Below are 17,143 nucleotides of genomic sequence, written 5' to 3'. Positions count from 1 at the left end.
ACGAGTGAAAGAGCTAATCGCGGCGGACATCCGCGCGTCTGTGACGCCTACGACCCTGCATCGCCATGCCCACGCGCCGACAGCATGGGAGACCGTGGTGAGTCCGTCAAGCGGTCAGAATGCCGTGGCGGCGCCACGGATCGCTACGGTGGCGCCTGCCTGAATCCAATGATCATTCATGATCCGGTCCGCCGCCAGCCGCCTCGTCGAGCTGCCGGCGTAACTCAGCGGCCTCCGCAGCACGGCCAAGACCGTCGAGCACGTCCGCTAGGGTCCGGCACGCCGAGAACATCTGCCCGGCAAACATCTGTGGTAGATGACGCACGAGCGGCTCATAGACGCTGATCGCCTCGGTGACCGACTCCAACGCCTCCGCGAGGTTGGCCTTGACGTTCATGCACACATACCCGTAGGCCCACAGCGACATGGCGAGGCCAGGCAGGTAGGCATCCGGGTTGACCTCGGCCAGCCGGCGGCGGATCGTGACGGCTTCCTCAGCCGAGGCCAAGGCCTGCTCGCGGCGGCCCAGCTCGGACAGGCGGTTGCCGAGGTTATTCAACGACATGGCGAGGTCGGGCAGGTAGGCATCCGGATTGGCCTCGGCCAGCCGGCGGTAGATGCCTCTGGCTTCCTCGGCCGAGGCCAGGGCCTGCTCGCGGCGGCCCAGCTCGGACAGGCGGTTGCCGAGGTTATTCAACGACGAGGCGAGGTCGGGCAGGTAGGCATCCGGGTTGACCTCGGCCAGCCGGCGGCGGATCGTGACGGCTTCCTCAGCCGAGGCCAGGGCCTGCTCGCGGCGGCCCAGCTCGGACAGGATGGAGCTGAGGTTGCTCAACGACGTGGCCAAGTTGGGTAGGTAGGCGTCCGGACTGGCCTCGGCCAGCCGGCGGTAGATGCCTCTGGCTTCCTCGGCCGAGGCCAGGGCCTGCTCGCGGCGGCCCAGCTGAGACAGGCGGTTGCCGAGGTTATTCAACGACATGGCGAGGTCGGGCAGGTAGGCATCCGGGTTGCCCTCGGCCAGCCGGCGGCGGATCGTGACGGCTTCCTCAGCCGGGGCCAGGGCCTGCTCGCGGCGGCCCAGCTCGGACAGGCAGCTGCCGAGGTTATTCAACGACATGGCGAGGTCGGGCAGGTAGGCATCCGGGTTGCCCTCGGCCAGCCGACGGTAGATGCTCATGGCTTCCTCAGCGGAGGCCAGGGCCTGCTCGCGGCGGCCCAGCTCGGACAGGCAGCTGCCGAGGTTATTCAACGACGAGGCGAGGTCGGGCAGGTAAGCGTCCGGGTTGACCTCGGCCAGCCGACGGTAGATGCCCATGGCTTCCTCAGCCGAGGCCAAGGCCCGCTCGTGGCGGCCCAGCCGGAACAGGCAGCTGCCGAGGTTGCTCAACGACATGGCGAGGCCGGGCAGGTAAGCGTCCGGATTGGCCTCGGCCAGCCGACGGTAGATGCCCATGGCTTCCTCAGCCGAGGCCAAGGCCCGCTCGCGGCGGCCCAGCTGAGACAGGCAGTTGCCGAGGTTATTCAACGACATGGCGAGGTCGGGCAGGTAGGCATCCGGGTTGACCTCGGCCAGCCGGCGGCGGATCGTGACGGCTTCCTCAGCCGAGGCCAAGGCCTGCTCGCGGCGGCCCAGCTCGGACAGGCAGTTGCCGAGGTTATTCAACGACGAGGCGAGGTCGGGCAGGTAGGCATCCGGGTTGACCTCGGCCAGCCGACGGTAGATGCCCTTGGCCTCCTCAGCCGAGGCCAGGGCCTGCTCGCGGCGGCCCAGCTCGGACAGGCAGTTGCCGAGGTTATTCAACGACGAGGCGAGGTCGGGCAGGTAAGCGTCCGGGTTGACCTCGGCCAGCCGGCGGTAGATGCCCTTGGCTTCCTCGGCCGGGGCCAGGGCCTGCTCGCGGCGGCCCAGCTGAGACAGGCAGTTGCCGAGGTTGCTCAACGACGAGGCGAGGTCGGGCAGGTAAGCGTCCGGGTTGACCTCGGCCAGCCGGCGGTAGATGCCCATGGCTTCCTCGGCCGCGGCCAGGGCCCGCTCGCGGCGGCCGCTGTACGCAAGTCGGATCGCGAGATTGCCGCTGTACCGGGCGCGTTGTTCGGCGCTGCCGTCTGTGTGATCGAGCAGGTGCTGGGCCAGAACAGCGGCGGCGGGGTCGAGGTCCAGGGAATGTGCCGGTAGCAGGCTGTAGATGGTCTCGGCGAGGTCGGGGCTCGTGTATCTGGCGACGGCGGCCAAGGCGACCCCGCCTGCCTGTACGGCCAGTGCCGGGTCGAGGCTCAGCACGGTGTGCAACCAGCTGTGGACGTGCGGGTGCCGGCCGGCCGCGGCGGCCAGGAAGACTAAGATTCGGGCGGCGTGAACCAGAGGTCTATGCCCGCCGTTGCGGGCGGTCAGCGGACCGGGCGTGTAAGTGAGGGTGCCGTCCGCAGTGCGGTGGGCGGTGAGCAGTGTGGTCGCTGTCCAGGAGTCGGTGTGCCCGCTGGCGGTCGCGGGCTCCCCGGTCGGGCCACCGGGCAGGCTCAACGCGATGAAGTCCTCGGCGAGCCGGTCCGGGTACATCGGTTCCAACACGGTGCCGGCACCGGCTGGCGGGTAGCAGCGGTCATGGGCGTCGAGCAGTTTCTGCCCCGCCGTGTCGTCGGCCAGCTTGGTGAGCTTCAGGAGCCGGATCCCGTCGTCGCGGAGCTGAGGCCCGGCCAGGCAGGCCAGCAGCACCGTGCGTGCCGCCGCGATCACGGTGTCCGGAGCGCTGCCGTGTAACCGCGCCCAGTAAGCGCGTTCGCGGTCCAAAAGGTAGCGGGTCACGTCGCCGGCCGAGCCCGGCGGGGCGTTCTGCGAGGTGTAGGCGTCCACGGTGGCCAGCGCCGCCATGTGGATCCCGAGGGTGGTTCCGTACACGCTCTCATTGCCTAGGTCACCGGGCGGCTGCCATCGGCCGGGCCAGCCACCGGCGGGCATGTCGGGCTGGTAGATCTCGGTGAACCGCCGACAGGCTGCCTCGAACAGAGCAAGCCGCCCCGGTACGTCGTCAGCCAGCCCCGGCAGGCATTGCGGCCCGCCGGTGCCGCCCGAGGCAAATCCGAGCCGGGGCAACTCGGCGGCGATCGTGGACCACCAGTCGACCGAGCGGGCCAGCAGCAGTACCCGGACCTTCGGCGCCCGGGTCCGGCAATCGTCCAGCAATCGCACCAGGTCGTGCAGGGGCCACCGGTCCGCGTAGTCGACCAGCACCAGCAACGGCCGACGCCCGGCTGGCAGCCACCGCCACGGCGTACCCAGCGCTCTCGCATCGGCTCCCGCGGGGGCAGCGTCGCGGTGCCGGGCCTCCGCGACCCGCCATCTCCCCGCGACACTCTCGCGGCCCAACTGCTGAGCGAGCCGGGTCTTCCCCTGTCCACCCTGCGCATGCCACACCCACACGCTGCCCACGGCGGGCTCATGCAGCCATCGCCGCAGCGCGGTCAGCTCAGCGGTGCGGCCAGTGAACACGATCGCCTGCCGTCGCGTGGTCAGCAACACGCTGGGCTGCTGCCGCGACCGAATCAACTCGGCCAACCCGGTCGCCGGCGGATCCTCGAACTCGTCCACCGTGAACGGCGGCACACCCGCCTGGTTGATGAACAGGTCCCGGCCGGCCACGAACGCGTCCCGACCGGCAGACACATTCTGACCGAACCCTCCGACGACATCACCGCCACCCGGCGGCCCGGCCCATGCGGTCAACGGAGGTCCCGGCCGTCCTCGACATGCAGGTCTCGGCCGGCCACGAATGCGTCCCGGTGGGCATCCACGTCCTGCTCGACCCGGCCATCATCCGCATGCCCGGTATCCCGCTGGCCTCGGGATTGGCCCATCGTCAGGTCCCGGCCGGCCACCGTTGCGTGACCGCCGGCACGGACCTTCTGCACCCGGCCAACACCGGAGGCCTGCGAGCCCGCCGACTCCGACGAGCGACGGGCCAGGACCACCCCGTACACCGCCAGCGGCACACCACCAACCGCCACCACCGCAGCTACCACACTGGCCACCTGATCGGCGGTACTCAACTGATCCGCCGTCAACCGGGTCACCAGCACCCACACCCCGGCGGCCACCGCCAGCAACCCGGCGACCATCCAGCCCAGCCATCTGAACCCGCCGCTACGCGCCATACCGCCATCATGGACCGCACCATCCACCAGCGAAACTCGCCCAATCGGACCACTGTCTAGGACGACGGTTCCGCAGCAGTCCAACGCACCGCCATTCGAAGCGGGCCGCCCACACCGTGTCGAGTCGTCCTCGAGGCGACCCCATGAAGGAAGATCCGAAATTATCGATGGCTTCTCTCGCTTCTTGGGGCTGCGGTTTTAGTGACCAGTCCGCTACGGTGGGCTCCTTCTTGTCTAATCAAGTTCGGAGCTTTCTTTGTGGCAGAGCCGACTGGTGAGGCACCTCCCGGGTTGTTCTCCGAACTGAGGGACCTGCAACAGGATGCGGCGGTTCTCGCCGGCAGGTTGCAAGCGGCCCAGGCAGCGGTCGTTGAGGCAGCAGGTAGGGACCCGTCCGAACAAGTGCGGGTTGTGCTGGATGCGCTCGGCCGGATTGCATATGTCGACGTCGAGCCGAGTTGGCGGTCTCGGGTCGGCCTGGGCGATCTAACCGCCGCAGCGCTGGCGGCCTATCAGGAGGCCGGTAGACGTCGGCTCGAGACCTGGGCCGCTGAAGTTAACCGACCTGACGCGGGCTCCGAGCTACACAGGTCAACTCCGATGCCGCAGGCCGACAACCAAGTAACCGGATCAACGATACGGCCGGGGTCCGGCCCAGCCGACGAGTTCTCGCATGAGTCGATCCGCAGGTTGTGGTACCTGCTGCAGGACGCCACTGACAGGCTCGATGATGTGGTACGGGAGGCGGCCGCCCGCAGCCAGGCGGTATACACCGGTCGCGACCCGGCTGGGCACGTCACCGCCTCATTGACCGGGACCGGCGATCTGACTGACCTGACTCTCGACGAAGTTTGGGCCGAAAAGGCCGGCAACCATGAGATCGGCACGGCACTCACTGCCGCGATCGCGGACGGGTACGCCGTAGTTGACGAGCGTGTCCGCGAGTCGACGAGCCAGTGGCCGTTCCCCGACTTGGAGCAGCTCAGCGGCAGCCCCACCGCGCTGTTGGCGGCTCTGGGTCTGCCCAGCCTGGCCGCGGAAGACGATCGAGGACAGGAGTAGTCATGCCACCCACTGAGCAGCAGATCCAGGCCGCCATCCAGGCACTGCGCAAGGACGCCGCTACGTGGGCTGCCGGGAAGGACAAGCTGGTCGACGCGGCCGCCGTCGCGGCCCGGCTGGAACTGAGTGCCCTGCACTTCTCGTACCTGGGTGATCAGTTCGGTCTGTCTGAGGTGTATCAGCAGCTCCAGCAGAGGCTGTACACGCTGCTCAATGAAGGCGCGGCCAACTTCCTGGCGCTGTCCGCGGCCTTGAGTGACGCCGCTGACGGCTACGAGCAGGACGAGATCAATGCCGTGCACCGCCTGACGGGCATCTACTGACCGGGGGAAGCAGATATGGGAGTCGTGCTACCGCTTTCGGAGGGCGAGTTCAATGACGTGCTGCGGCGGGTCGAGGAAAGCACGCAGAAGATCACCGACCTGACCAACGGCATCGTTGATGCCTGCAACCGCGTGGGTCAGTGGCTCGGCCCGTTCTGGGATGGCGTGGTCGACCTGCTCAACAGGTTCGTCGACCTGGTCCAAAAACTGCTCTCGGAGATCGGCAAGTTCGTCACCCGACCCGGCGTGCCCTGGACGCTCTGGAACCACGGCACCGAGTGGGTCAAGGAGGTCGGCAAACCCGTCAGCGACCTGATCTCCCAAGCCACCACCGGCCAGACCGACATCGACGAACGGTGGCAGGGACCGGCCGCGACCGCCTATCTGGGCACGCTCCCTGACCAAAGCAAGGCTCTCGCGGCAATCGTGGCCGCGACCGCCGACATCGACGACGCGCTCACCAAGGTCGCCGGCGGCATCATCGCCTTCTGGCTCGGTGTGCTGGCCGCGGTCGTCCCGTACATCATCGAACTCATCGGGTGGGGAGCCGCCGCGTCCACCGTTGCCGGCGCCCCACCCGCGGCCGCTGGGGCCGGCGCCTCCACTCTGAAAGTGCTCGGCATCATCGCCGCCGTCGTCACCGCGGCTATTACCTACCTGACCGCGATCTCCAGCCAGTACAAGGACCTGCTGCAGCGCGTCGAGAACAACGACGGCTTCCCCGCCGGACATTGGCCACGCTCAACGAACGACGTCATCGCCGACGGCAGCCTGAGCGGCGACAACACCACCAACTGGCACCTCCGCACGTCATAGACCTCGGCCGGCGGCAGGAGATGCCATGAGCAACGACCGTGTCCCCGTAGAAGATCCAGCGTTCATGCGACGAGCCACCAGGCGCATGACCATCGCGCTGATCTTCTTGCTGGTCGTGACCACGTTCTTCACCGTCGGAGGTGTCAGCCTGGTCGTGGCCGACGAGCTCTCCGGGCTGCCTTTCGCCGTTGGCGGTGCCGTGCTCCAGATCGGCGCCATCGCTCTCGTGATCGCTACCTGGAACATTCGCCGGACGCTGGATGGCAAGAGCGTCGCTCGGGCCTCCCTATTGACGGCACGCCGGACATCGAGCCGGGTCCGTCGCATCACCCTTGCGACGGTCATCGCGCTCATCGCGTACGGCATCGTCCGGACAGCGCTAGGCGATCCGCTCAGCCTAGTCACAGCCTGCATCATCGGTCTCGGACTTCTTCTTCTCGCGAGAGGCAGCAAGACAATCGGCCACGCCCAGGAGCAGTCACTCAGTCATTGATGGGCAAAGCGGCCGACGCCATGAGGACCTTGGAACAAACCTTCTGAACGGCGATCCCAACCTCCGCGCGCCGTACGCTTACTCGATGGCGTATGAGCAAGAGGGCGACCACCTACTGGCCATCTTGCGTCAACGGTGGGGCGAGGAACCCGACTGGGTTCTCCGACCCAACCGGGGGTACGGCTTCTACCTGCTCTACCGACGGAGGCTGGTTCCCATCGGCGACGTCCGCGGGCTCATCGAGGCAACATTCGGTTTCGCCAACGGGCCGAGCATCATCATCGGCGACCTAGAACAAGACAGTAGTCCCTAGTAAACTAGTCACATGACGGGTTCATTGATGGGGACGGCAGAGATCCGGCAACGACTCGGCGGCATCAGCCGGCAACGGGTGTATCAGCTCACCCAACGCCTCGACTGGCCCTTGCCCTGCGATCACCTTAAGCAAGGCAAGGTGTGGAAGCGCGGCGACATAGAGGCATGGATACAGGCGCATCAGCCCAGCCACGTCGACGACGAGTGATCCTTCCCCAAAAGGAATCACCATGGGCTGCTGACCTGAGATCAACAATGTTCCGGCCTGCGCGGCCAGGCCATCGTCGTCCACGGACGTCCGCACGTGTGGCACCTTGTGTCACTCCGTTCGTCACCCATGTTCATGAGGCAGATTCGTACTCCCGATCGGCCTGGTCTTGGACGTACTCAAGCTGTTTGCCACCGATCCTCACCAGGCGCCACACTCCGGAACGCGATACCCGCGGCCAAGGCGGAGATCACGGCCATGCCGGTGGAACTTTGGGATCCGCCGGCCACGCCCGCTGCCAGGCAAAGTAGGGCTTCCCACCACTTGAGGTTCGTCGTCAGCGTCTGCATGGCGACACCGTAACGGTCTGGCCACGTCGCGGTTGTCACCCAGTTGGTCGCCCAGGGGATTGGCCAGCTCCTCTTTGTTCGCTACTTTTCCTCGATGAGTGAGCGTGTAGATCGGGCAGCCCTCGCTGGAGCTGCGGTCGCCGGGATCATCTCGATTAGTTCAGCCGAGGGGCGATACGAGCCCCTTGATGCCGTTATGGGTGTCGTCCTCGGGATCTTGCTCGTGACCTTCTACCGGCCGGAGCGTCCGGCCCTTCGGCGCGACGCATGGCGTCCGGCGGCATCGGCAGCTGCAGTCCTTGCTCTCGTTCTGTTAATCATCGTTTCGCCATTCATCGATAATCATGCCGAGTCGTTGACAAAGGAGTTAAAAGACCAGCAAGCAGCAGCAAAGCTTAGCGTCGAGGTCAGCCGGCAACTGAGCGAGATATGGCTAGGCGCTTTTGCAGTGACATTTATTATACTATGGGTGACACGGATGAAACCATTTGCGAAGACTCTGTCCGACATTCCGCGCACTCCATATATCGATGGTCAGGCTGAATCGTTGACCAAAGATTCAACAAACCAACAAGCAGCGGCACAAAGAGCCATACCCGGCCAGCATTCAGATGGGCTATGGCTTGGCGCCCTTGCGATGCTTATCGTGCTCTGGATAAGGCGAACGAAGCCAAACGTGACAGAATCGTCCAGCGGTCCTCGCGCTACGACCCCTTGGCCCCCAGGCAACCAACACCATCTGTCGACCACACCTGACGGGTGAACTGGCCTGCGCGACTATTCCACGAGCGTCCGGTGAAGTCCACCGTGATTGCCTGTGGTTGTCACTCATTTAGTCACTCAGTCGGCGCGTGGCCGCCATCTGTCTGGGGTCGGCGTTGAGATCCGCTCGTGCCGCAGCGACGAAGCGTCCACGGCGACCTTGTACTCGGCCTTCCAACCTTCCGCGCTCTAGCTCTCTGCCTGGTTTTCCAGTCGACATGCGTAAGCATCAGCGCGAGACATCGTCCGCTATGCGTTAAGCCGAAGTGTTCCTGGCCGTCGGCCTTGGGCGCGCCAGCTGTAGGCCGGCCAACAAGCCCGCAATCTTGGAGCTTTCGCATGGTGATGGGCGTGCTAAGCCCCAGTCCTTCGTCGCGCTTGTTTAGGTCCGCCGCAGTGAGCGAGGAACTACCGTCGCCGCCGTTGTCGAACGCCGCAGCCAGACAGCGGGCGTCTACTCCCTCGAAGTCCCCATGAGCGCTTCATGGCGTGCGACGGTACCGCTAACTACCTGCGCGCGGAGTCAAGTAAGTCCTTCGTGTCACGTCGACTGCCGCCGGTGTCATCGATCGCCGTACAGCGTCGTTGTACCGCAGCACAGCTGACTGCTTCCGTGTCAAGAAACGATTTTAGCGTGCTGGCCAGGCGCTTCACCACGCTTGAGCGGACGAAACGATCCGCCAGCGTCCGTGACCGTCCATTGCCATAGGATACCGTTGTCACCGTTTAGTCATCCAGGCGAAGCGTCGTAGCTTGTCATCCGATCGTCCAGCGCTGGCTCGCCGTGGGTGCAAGCCGCTCCTGAGTTGACACCTTGCCTAGATATCAGCAAGCCTGCGTCGTATGGAAGAAGATGACTCAGCGGTTGGCACGCGCTTTATCGCGATCCAGGCAAGATCTCTTAGTGCGGCAGTAGACCGCTTGATGTCGCTCGGAGGGAAACTTGATGGCATCAAGGTGACCAGCGGGGAGCATCTAGCGGCAATACTGCTGACAGCATTTCTCGGCATCGCACCATCCGAGATCGACAATAGCGGCGGTGTTGACTTCCTATTTGAGCTAGACCCCGACAAAGAAATTGCAGGGGTCTTTGCACTTGGCTCTCGCGCCGCTTTCGAAGTGAAGTCCCTAAAAGGGGGATATAGGCGCGCCCACGCAGTAATGGAGCGAGATGAACAGCGTGGCATAAGCACGGTAGGTAGAGAAACATCTGTCGTCTTTCAGCTTGCGAAGGACATAATCCTGTCCGGCTTTTCGCAACTGAAGGAGGCTGAGCAACAGCTCAACAAAAAAGCTCCTCGCGACAGCTCGCGCAATGCATTTCTCATTGTCCATCCGTTTGAGTACATCTCGGTGGAGCAGGCAACCAGAGACATAATGGCGCCCCATATGCCGCCGATACCAGCCGAAGTAGGTCTTGACTCGGTTTGGATTCTTTGGTTCCCGGATCACCTGACAGTCTGGTCCCATGCGACGCAAGATTGGTCCGAGTTGTATTTCCGGGCATCCGGCCACGATGATCTAGATGACATTAGCGACCCATCGATTCTTCAGGCGGCCTCGTCAAAACTGTTGTCGCAGATCCGGCCAGGAATCTCGGACCCATACCTTTTCAGCCTGTCAGTCAGCGAAGACGAGAATGCAGATGGCCCGACTAAGGAGAATTAGAGCCGTGACCCCTTGACCCCAGGCAACGACGACGGCCCGATGGCCGTCGCTGCCACCTCAGACGGCTGAAGGTCGGTCGGTGGCGTCTCACTTGCTCGCGGATCCGTATGTCTATCTGGGCGTCAAGATAGACAAGATTGCGAGCGCAGACGTCGCGGCAGCAATCAGCATTTGTACCCATGTGGCGTACCGCATTGTTCTGAGGATCTCGTTGTTGACGTACCATGCGGAAAGTTCACCGATTCGCAGCTCGTTACGAACCTGCTTTGAGGCCCACCCAACTCGAGCAGCTTCCGCGAGCACCTTAGACTCGTCGACTGAAGCACTACGATCCAGCATGAGGACAACAAGCAAAGCTAAAAAGGCAATTCCAAGAGTGATGCAGGAAGCCAAAATCAGAGTCTGATTTCGGTTAACTTGGAGTGCCGTACCCACTAGCGTAGCCGCGATTGCCTCAGCGAAGGTTACCAATAGGAGCGTTGCACTTTTTCTGTTTTCTTGCGATGCGATTCTTCGATCCATGCTGGAATCAAACCAATCCGTTACTGCATTTCCCGATTCGAGCGCATCTGCAACTGGCGGAGGATCGACTTGCTTGTTTGCCCCAGCCGTCTTGGGCTCAGGCTGAGCTTTACCTGTCGTCGTGGATCGGTGTCCCTTCTTGAGAACAAAGAACACGGCGACGGCTAGGCCGGCGATAGCGACCGATCGGGACTTCAGCATGGTGCTCGTGGTCCTTTCTCACGGCGGCCGCGCGAACCTACCCCGAGGGCAAGGCACTCGGAACCACGGCAGTTCGGGTCGTCGCTGTAGCTTACGGCCCAGCCAGCCGCCCTCTGCCGATCCCTCGCTTGTAAGTCCTGGGCGCGCTGTCCGGCCTCGTCCGCCTGCGGCTGCGACCTCGGACGGTTGTCCATCGTCGATTTCCCCTGGTCCTCACTGTCCGGACCGGTTGCTGTCAGCGTTGCTGTCAACCGTGCGGTCCGAGGACCAATCTGCCGCCTCTCCGACATCAGCACCACTTCGTACGGCGGCAGAGGTTGGGTACGTTTACGTCGGGAACGTTCACGCTGCTCCCGCCCTTGGAGTCAACAGGTGCGAACTCGGCGACTGTTACGTAGAGGGTCTGTCCCATTTTCAACATCTCGCCGGGCTTCGGCTCCTGAGCAACGATGGTTCCCGGCTTCTCCTCGCCCTTGGGCTCGCGCCACGTGGCATCGAAGTAGAAGTAGGCGGCTTCCAGATCGCCGGACGCTGCGTCCAACCACCGTGTGCCCACCACCTTCGGCATCGGCTTCGAGAAAAATCTGACCTCAGCCCTCGTCGCCTCAAGGATCTTCACCGTGCTGCCACGGAGGACTTGCGTTCCGCTAGCCGGCGTCGTGCTGAGCACCACGGCGTTGGCCGTCCAGTCACTGACGCCGATCGGAGTCTCCGCATTCGCCACCAAGCCAACGTCTTTAAGCTGCTCATAGACGGTATCCATAGTGCGGCCAACGAGATCAGGGATGGGAACTCTGCCGCTTGAGCCCGCGCTTGAAACTTTCTCACTGTCAGACGGTGCCGAGGCGCACCCCATAGCAATGAGAAGCCCTACGACGGCAGCACAGTCCGTCATCCATGAGCGCTTCATGGCGTGCGACAGTACCGCTAACTACATGCGTGCGGAGTCAAGTCAGTCCTTCGTGTCACGTCGACTGCTGCCGGTGTCATCGATCGCCGTACAGCGCCGTTGTACGGCAGCACAGCTGACTGCTTCCGTGTCAAGGAACGATCACGGACCCTTGACCTGCAGCGGCATCGCACCTGAGCTGCGACAACAGTCCACCGAAGTCCATGGTCGTCCGCGTCAAAACATCACCGTTGTCACCCAGCTAGACACCCATGCTCCCGGAGTCCAAAATGAGCATGTGGACGACTCCGGGACGTCGAGCAACAAGATCAAAACGGTCATGATTTGCCCGCACTGCGATCTTCCGGCCCTACAAGAAATAAACGGTACCGTAACGGTACCTCCGGATGATCACGCGAGCTCGTTGTTTCCCGGCCGTGAATACACCCTGCTGCAGTGCGGCGAGTGCAATGAGGCCTCTCTGCAAATCAGGGAAGTGTACGAATTTTTCGACGAGGCGGGCCCAGGGGTCCCGCAATTCGCGTATCCGGCAGAACGACGGCTCAGTACTCAGGTGCCCGAAGACCTCAAACGTGAGTTTGAAGAAGCCCAAACTTGTTTAAACGCTAAAGCATATACAGCGACTGTAGTTATGGTTCGTCGAACGCTTGAAGGAATTTGTAAAGACAACGGAATTGGAGAGAGAGTCCTTGCAAGAGGGCTGAAAAAGATGGAGGAGCAAGGTCTTATCGATCGAACTCTTGCCGAGTGGGCAGATGGGCTGAGGGTTTTGGGCAACCAGGGAGCCCATTACACGGGAACTCAAGTCTCTCGGCAGGATGCTGTTGACGCTCTTGCGTTCGCAGAGGCTCTTGTCGACCAGATCTATGTCATGCGGCGGCGTTTCGAGGAATTCAAAAAACGGCGAGAGTTAGGAAACGCGAAAGTGGACGGCTGATGTCGCACCGGCTCAGTGGTGCGACCCCTTGCTCCAGGCAACCCATGATCATGAATGACCATGGTCGACATATCGCTGACCCGCCCGTTCCAGTCCGTCGTCGTCCTTGGATGGCCGCGGTGCTCACCCATAATTGTCACTCAGTTAGTCACTCTCGGCATCGTCATTAATTCGGTCCTGGGTAGTCTGGTCTTCATCTAAGACGATGGTTCCACCGGGCAGACCGAATTCCTGCCTCATCGCGTTGAGCATTTCGCTCATGCTCTTGTGATAAGGGTCGAAACTTCTGTTCCCCTGGGCGGCAGTCACAAGCAAACGCCCGGAATCTTGCCGAAGTTGGATAGCGGCAACACAAACTGGCGATGATCCAAAAATTAAGAGTTCACTGAGGGCGTTGGTCAGTTGCTTCCTGGATGCTTTCATTTCATCTAGGTGACGTATTTCGCTGTCATCCGGTAGCGTTTCGCGGTAAACTGCGACCATCGCAGCGCAGTGAAGGAAGTCCTCCGCAGTACGATATGCCTGCATATACGTTCGGCGCTTTTCCGAGTCTTGGGCGGCCTGCTTCTGTTGAACCGCGTTGGCTACGACAAGCTTCTCCTGGGACGTCCGCTGCTTGTTCCCCGACCAGACGGTAGCTCCGACGCCGGCCAATCCAAGTAGCGTGCCGCCGATCCATTCCCATGCCACGTGTGTCATGGTCTCAGACCGGAGCACCTGTAGCCATACGCCTTACGCATGGTTGGCCGTCAAGCGATTCTTGACACTAAGATTCTCGGCCGACGCATGCCCTGACGGCGAGTCGGTGGCGGGGTTGGCGGCGCGCAACCTATCAGGGCAGGCCATCGGCCTGCCCACGACACCTGCCCGAGGGTCGCAGAGGCTCCGAGGTCAAGGGCGGCCGGTTTGTGGCCGTCGCTTGCGACGCGAAGCGCCCTTTAGCTCGGAGGAGCGGCCCGGCACACTTCGCGCCGCCAACCCCGACGCTCGACGGCCGCAACTCGCCCTGCGGCCCGGCGCGGTCCTCCGGCCGCGTCGCCCAGGCCGCCCCCGGTCGGCAGCCGGTCAGATACCCCAAACCTCAACCCATCCATGGACCTGTCGTCGCCGCGGCCCGATCCGCTTCTGCACGCCAGCCGACGGGCTGCCTGCGTGGCCGTCGTGTGCGCCAGCTAAACGACGGACGCGCGCCCAGGCGGCGGCGTGAGCGGCCCGCTTCGGGCCGCTTTAAAGATGTACAGAAAGTTTGAACAGGATGGCAGCGCTCGGGCAGCATATGTTTGATCGTCGCGGCCTGTCCATGGAGTATTGACGCGTGGCCCCCGTCCCTGATCCCGACGCCGAGTGGTGGACGACCTCGGATGTAGCCGCATACTTGGGCGTCCAGGTGCCGACCGTCAGTGGCTACCGCAATCGGGGTCAAATGCCCGAGCCAGACATGAAGTTGGGCCGCACTCAGGCTTGGAAGCCGTCGACGATCATTGAGTGGCATGCTCGGCGTCCTCGGCCTGGCGTCGGTGGTCGTGCGCCGGCGTCGGACGAGTCACCCTAGTATGAGGCCGTGCGCCGATCTTCGGACTCGCCTGTGCCGCCGCTGACGGCGCAGCTTGCAGCCGAGCTGCTCGCCGAAGCCTGCGATGCCGTCGGTCTCGATGCCACAGGTGCTCGCTCGCTACGGCTCGGAGAGAACGCGCTCTACCACCTACCTGCAGCGTCGGCGGTTGTGCGCATCGCTCGGACGATGGCGTACTGGTCGGATGCGACCAACGAGGTCAACGTGTCGCGTTGGCTTGCGGAGAGATACTTCTCAGCGGCAATGGTTCTGGACGTCGAGCAGCCGATCGAGGTCGCCGGTCATCCTGTGACATTTTGGCACTTCATCGATGGAAGGGACGGCGGCCGCGACGACCTCGGCGCCCTGGGTGCAGTCCTCAAGAGGCTGCATGCGCTCCCCCGGCCGACGTCCTTCGAGTTGCCTGAAGAAGACATCTTGGGGAGGGTCGAATCTCGTGTCTCCGCAGCGCCCGTCTCGGATGACGACAAGCGTTTCCTGAGAACGCTTCTTCACGACCTAAGAGGCCGGCTCGACAACTTGTCGTTTCCGTTGGCGCCGACACCGACGCACGGAGATGCTCACTCGGAGAACATTATGATCCGAGATGGCGAGGCCGTACTGATCGACTTCGAGCGGTTCGCCTGGGGCCAGCCTGAGTGGGATCTGGCGATGACAGCGACTGAGTACACATCCGCCGGCTGGTGGAGCGCCGCGGAGTACAGGACGTTCGTTGACGCGTACGGGTTCGACGTCATGTCCTGGACGGACGGCTTCGAGGTTCTCCGCCGAGTGCACGAGCTCAAGATGACGACGTGGCTGATGCAGAACGTGAATGAGTCACCTGAGATTGCCGCAGAGTACGAGTTGCGGATGACCACCATTCGCGATGGAGTCTCGGCCCCGTGGCGGCCGTTTTAGCGGAGTTCTCCAGCGAGTGACGGCGCCTTCTCGGTCAGCCCTTCGATGAAGTCCCTGACGGTGGGGTGAGCGAAGTGCCCGGCGGTACTCAGCGACTCGCAGAAGTCGGCGAGGTAGCGGATCTGGCGGTTGGACTGGAGAGAGCCCGACAGCTCGACGGATCTGGCCGCCAGAAGCACGGCTTCGTCGAGGTTGCCGGCTGCTAACGCTCCTTCGGCATGCACGATGCTGAGGAAGGACTGCGTCCGGGGTGGAGTGAGTTGCACGTCTACGGCCTGGGCAGCGAAGAGCTGCGTGTTCCGGGCATGGCCGAGGTCGCGAAAGCAGTGCGCTGTTTCTCCCGCGAGCTCAAGAGCGTCGAAGTACGAAATCCAGTCGGGGTCATCGCCTTCCCGTCGGTTGGCGAACTCCTGTTCGGCTCGGGCGAGCGCGGCGGCGCATCCGCGCGCATCGCCGGTGCTGGCGAGCGCGCGTGCCTCCATGGCGAACAACATGGCGTTCACCGTCTTGGACGCTTGGCCGAGGACTGCACTCTGCGCGGCACGCGCGAAGTGGATAGCCTCGTTGAATTTGCCCAGGTAGTTCGCCTGATGGCTCAGGTTGGAGAGGATCTGGCCACCCATCAACGCATCGTTGGCGTCTCGCGCCAAGCGGAGTCCCTGGGTGAAGTAGCGTTGCGCCGCTCCATGGTGGCCGGCGTCGTAGGCACTCCAGCCGAGTACTTCCGCGGCGTCGGCCGCTGCCGCGTACACGTGGCGGGCCGATTCGCCGCGGGCGTTCCGCAACGCGGCGATAATCTCGGTGCGCCAGTAAGAGAGCAGCATCTTGCGGGTATGGCCGCCGCCGTACCGGAAGTCGAGCTCTTGCAAGCTGCGCACGGTGGCGCGTATGCGTGCGGCCATGCCGTCTTGACCGCGAAGCATCGCGCCTGAGCCGTCCTCCCAGTTGTGTGCGGAGAAGAGATACCCAGTGATGACGCTGGGCACAGGCGTCGGATCCCATGCGGGGGAAGCAACGGCCGTGTCGTCACGGATGTCGGCTGCGGTCAGGCTGTCGAGCATGTTCGTCGCTCGTGCGGGGTCCGACGGGAAGAGCACTGCGTCCTGGGCTAGGTCGATTGTGGTGCTGTAGTCACCCCCTCCGAACCCGATCTCAGCGAAGGTGACCACTCGGCCGAGCTTGGAGCCGAGAGCTGCAGCAATGCAGCGAATCGTGTCTCTGTGCGGCCTACCTCCGTCGAGCCAACGCTTGACGGAGGTGTGGTCGGGCGAGATGTTCAGCCCGTTGCGGTTGGCCTCGGCGCGCACGCGGGCCGCCAGTCCCTTGTTCGTGACTGCGGCTTCGGCCATCACAGTTTGAAGATGTCGATTCGGAGCCTTGTGCGCGGTCACGTCTGTTCCCTCACCTCCTGCGGTCGGGTAGCCGGCTAACTGTGCACTCGGCGGTGCACACGTGCGCCCCCTCGTGCGCCCTCCCTGCTGCGTCTTAACCGCGGGAGGCTTAACGGGCAAGCAATCGTACTCAAAGTCATCGACAGATGACGCGCTCTGAATACAAAGTCAGCTTGTACTTTACATGCCGGGCGCCGCTCGCGGTGCATCAGCGGAGGGAGTTGACCGACTATGCCACCAAGCGCCTCATCCTCGTCGGGCGACCGCAGCGCCTCACTGCACGACGGTCGACGCTCTGCCGGCGCCTCAAATGCGCAGCCCAGGTGCACGTCGTGCAGCGGACGGGGATGGAAGTTCGCTTCGCAACGACGGACGATTCGAGTCGTCGAAGGCGCCGCGCAACTCATGCGTAGGCGGTGCTCCGACTGCTCGCCTCCGTCTCCTCGTGACCGCCAGTGAGGCGTGGCGGCCGGCCACGGACATCCGCCGAGTTCTAGGAGCAACACGTTGTCGTCACTTCTGCCATTCGACAGGAAAGAACCACCGCGCACGCCTCCAGAAGG

General features: G+C 63.4%; 16 protein-coding genes. 9 read left to right on the top strand and 7 right to left on the bottom strand.

Going from position 1 to position 17,143, the window contains the following annotated elements; genetic code table 11:
* Nucleotides 1-172: 172 nt before the first annotated feature.
* Both ACWEOZ_RS32845 and ACWEOZ_RS32840 read right to left on the bottom strand, forming a co-directional pair.
* The gene (locus ACWEOZ_RS32845; RefSeq protein WP_451914556.1) at nt 173-3,661 is read right to left on the bottom strand and encodes a tetratricopeptide repeat protein; all 3,489 of its coding nucleotides are present in this window, start codon (nt 3,659-3,661) and stop codon (nt 173-175) included.
* Nucleotides 3,662-3,717: 56 nt separating this feature from the next.
* A complete protein-coding gene (locus ACWEOZ_RS32840; RefSeq protein ID WP_451914555.1) occupies nt 3,718-4,149 on the bottom strand; it encodes a hypothetical protein in 432 nt (143 codons plus the stop codon).
* A 291-nt stretch (nt 4,150-4,440) separates the two neighbouring features.
* Between ACWEOZ_RS32840 and ACWEOZ_RS32835 the strand changes: the two genes are divergently transcribed.
* The 5 genes from ACWEOZ_RS32835 (at nt 4,441) to ACWEOZ_RS32815 (ending at nt 7,366) form a co-directional block, all read left to right on the top strand.
* Nucleotides 4,441-5,211, top strand: a complete 771-nt coding sequence (locus ACWEOZ_RS32835; RefSeq protein WP_451914554.1) for a hypothetical protein — start codon at nt 4,441-4,443, stop codon at nt 5,209-5,211.
* Nucleotides 5,212-5,213: 2 nt separating this feature from the next.
* Nucleotides 5,214-5,534 (top strand): hypothetical protein, encoded by a 321-nt coding sequence (locus ACWEOZ_RS32830; protein WP_451914553.1) that lies wholly within the window; start codon nt 5,214-5,216, stop codon nt 5,532-5,534.
* Between the two features lie 24 nt (nt 5,535-5,558).
* Nucleotides 5,559-6,350, top strand: coding sequence for a hypothetical protein (locus ACWEOZ_RS32825; protein ID WP_451914552.1), 792 nt, complete (start codon nt 5,559-5,561; stop codon nt 6,348-6,350).
* 25 nt (nt 6,351-6,375) lie between these two features.
* Entirely contained in the window at nt 6,376-6,843 is a 468-nt protein-coding gene (locus tag ACWEOZ_RS32820) for a hypothetical protein (protein WP_451914551.1), read from the top strand.
* 325 nt (nt 6,844-7,168) lie between these two features.
* Nucleotides 7,169-7,366, top strand: a complete 198-nt coding sequence (locus ACWEOZ_RS32815; protein WP_451914550.1) for a helix-turn-helix transcriptional regulator — start codon at nt 7,169-7,171, stop codon at nt 7,364-7,366.
* Between the two features lie 179 nt (nt 7,367-7,545).
* Here ACWEOZ_RS32815 and ACWEOZ_RS32810 read toward each other — a convergent pair whose 3' ends face one another.
* Nucleotides 7,546-7,716: a hypothetical protein gene (locus tag ACWEOZ_RS32810; protein ID WP_451914549.1), complete on the bottom strand. Its 171-nt coding sequence runs from the start codon at nt 7,714-7,716 to the stop codon at nt 7,546-7,548.
* A gap of 94 nt (nt 7,717-7,810) precedes the next feature.
* On the opposite strand from ACWEOZ_RS32810, the gene ACWEOZ_RS32805 reads away from it, so the two are divergent.
* Together ACWEOZ_RS32805 and ACWEOZ_RS32800 are read left to right on the top strand one after the other, a co-directional pair.
* Nucleotides 7,811-8,479 carry a hypothetical protein gene (locus ACWEOZ_RS32805; protein ID WP_451914548.1) on the top strand — a complete coding sequence of 223 codons (669 nt, stop codon included), beginning with the start codon at nt 7,811-7,813 and terminating at the stop codon, nt 8,477-8,479.
* An 842-nt stretch (nt 8,480-9,321) separates the two neighbouring features.
* Nucleotides 9,322-10,146 (top strand): hypothetical protein, encoded by an 825-nt coding sequence (locus tag ACWEOZ_RS32800; RefSeq protein ID WP_451914547.1) that lies wholly within the window; start codon nt 9,322-9,324, stop codon nt 10,144-10,146.
* A 111-nt stretch (nt 10,147-10,257) separates the two neighbouring features.
* On the opposite strand, the gene ACWEOZ_RS32795 is transcribed toward ACWEOZ_RS32800, so the two are convergent.
* Both ACWEOZ_RS32795 and ACWEOZ_RS32790 read right to left on the bottom strand, forming a co-directional pair.
* Nucleotides 10,258-10,869 (bottom strand): hypothetical protein, encoded by a 612-nt coding sequence (locus tag ACWEOZ_RS32795; RefSeq protein WP_451914546.1) that lies wholly within the window; start codon nt 10,867-10,869, stop codon nt 10,258-10,260.
* Between the two features lie 289 nt (nt 10,870-11,158).
* Nucleotides 11,159-11,632 (bottom strand): PASTA domain-containing protein, encoded by a 474-nt coding sequence (locus ACWEOZ_RS32790; RefSeq protein ID WP_451914545.1) that lies wholly within the window; start codon nt 11,630-11,632, stop codon nt 11,159-11,161.
* 22 nt (nt 11,633-11,654) lie between these two features.
* On the opposite strand from ACWEOZ_RS32790, the gene ACWEOZ_RS32785 reads away from it, so the two are divergent.
* Nucleotides 11,655-12,716 (top strand): DUF4145 domain-containing protein, encoded by a 1,062-nt coding sequence (locus ACWEOZ_RS32785; protein WP_451914544.1) that lies wholly within the window; start codon nt 11,655-11,657, stop codon nt 12,714-12,716.
* 144 nt (nt 12,717-12,860) lie between these two features.
* Here the strand turns inward: ACWEOZ_RS32785 and ACWEOZ_RS32780 are convergent, their stop codons facing one another.
* The gene (locus ACWEOZ_RS32780) at nt 12,861-13,406 is read right to left on the bottom strand and encodes a hypothetical protein (protein WP_451914543.1); all 546 of its coding nucleotides are present in this window, start codon (nt 13,404-13,406) and stop codon (nt 12,861-12,863) included.
* Nucleotides 13,407-14,277: 871 nt separating this feature from the next.
* Between ACWEOZ_RS32780 and ACWEOZ_RS32775 the strand changes: the two genes are divergently transcribed.
* On the top strand, nt 14,278-15,189 hold the full coding sequence (locus ACWEOZ_RS32775) for a phosphotransferase family protein (protein WP_451914542.1): 912 nt from the start codon (nt 14,278-14,280) through the stop codon (nt 15,187-15,189).
* On the opposite strand, the gene ACWEOZ_RS32770 is transcribed toward ACWEOZ_RS32775, so the two are convergent.
* A complete protein-coding gene (locus ACWEOZ_RS32770; protein ID WP_451914541.1) occupies nt 15,186-16,580 on the bottom strand; it encodes a hypothetical protein in 1,395 nt (464 codons plus the stop codon). The genes ACWEOZ_RS32775 and ACWEOZ_RS32770 overlap by 4 nt on opposite strands.
* Between the last annotated feature and the right edge of the window lie 563 nt (nt 16,581-17,143).

The sequence above is a fragment of the Actinoplanes sp. NPDC004185 genome (assembly GCF_053603475.1).
The sequence above is the reverse complement of the archived record's forward strand: the minus strand, read 5'-3'. Positions and strand labels throughout refer to the sequence as shown.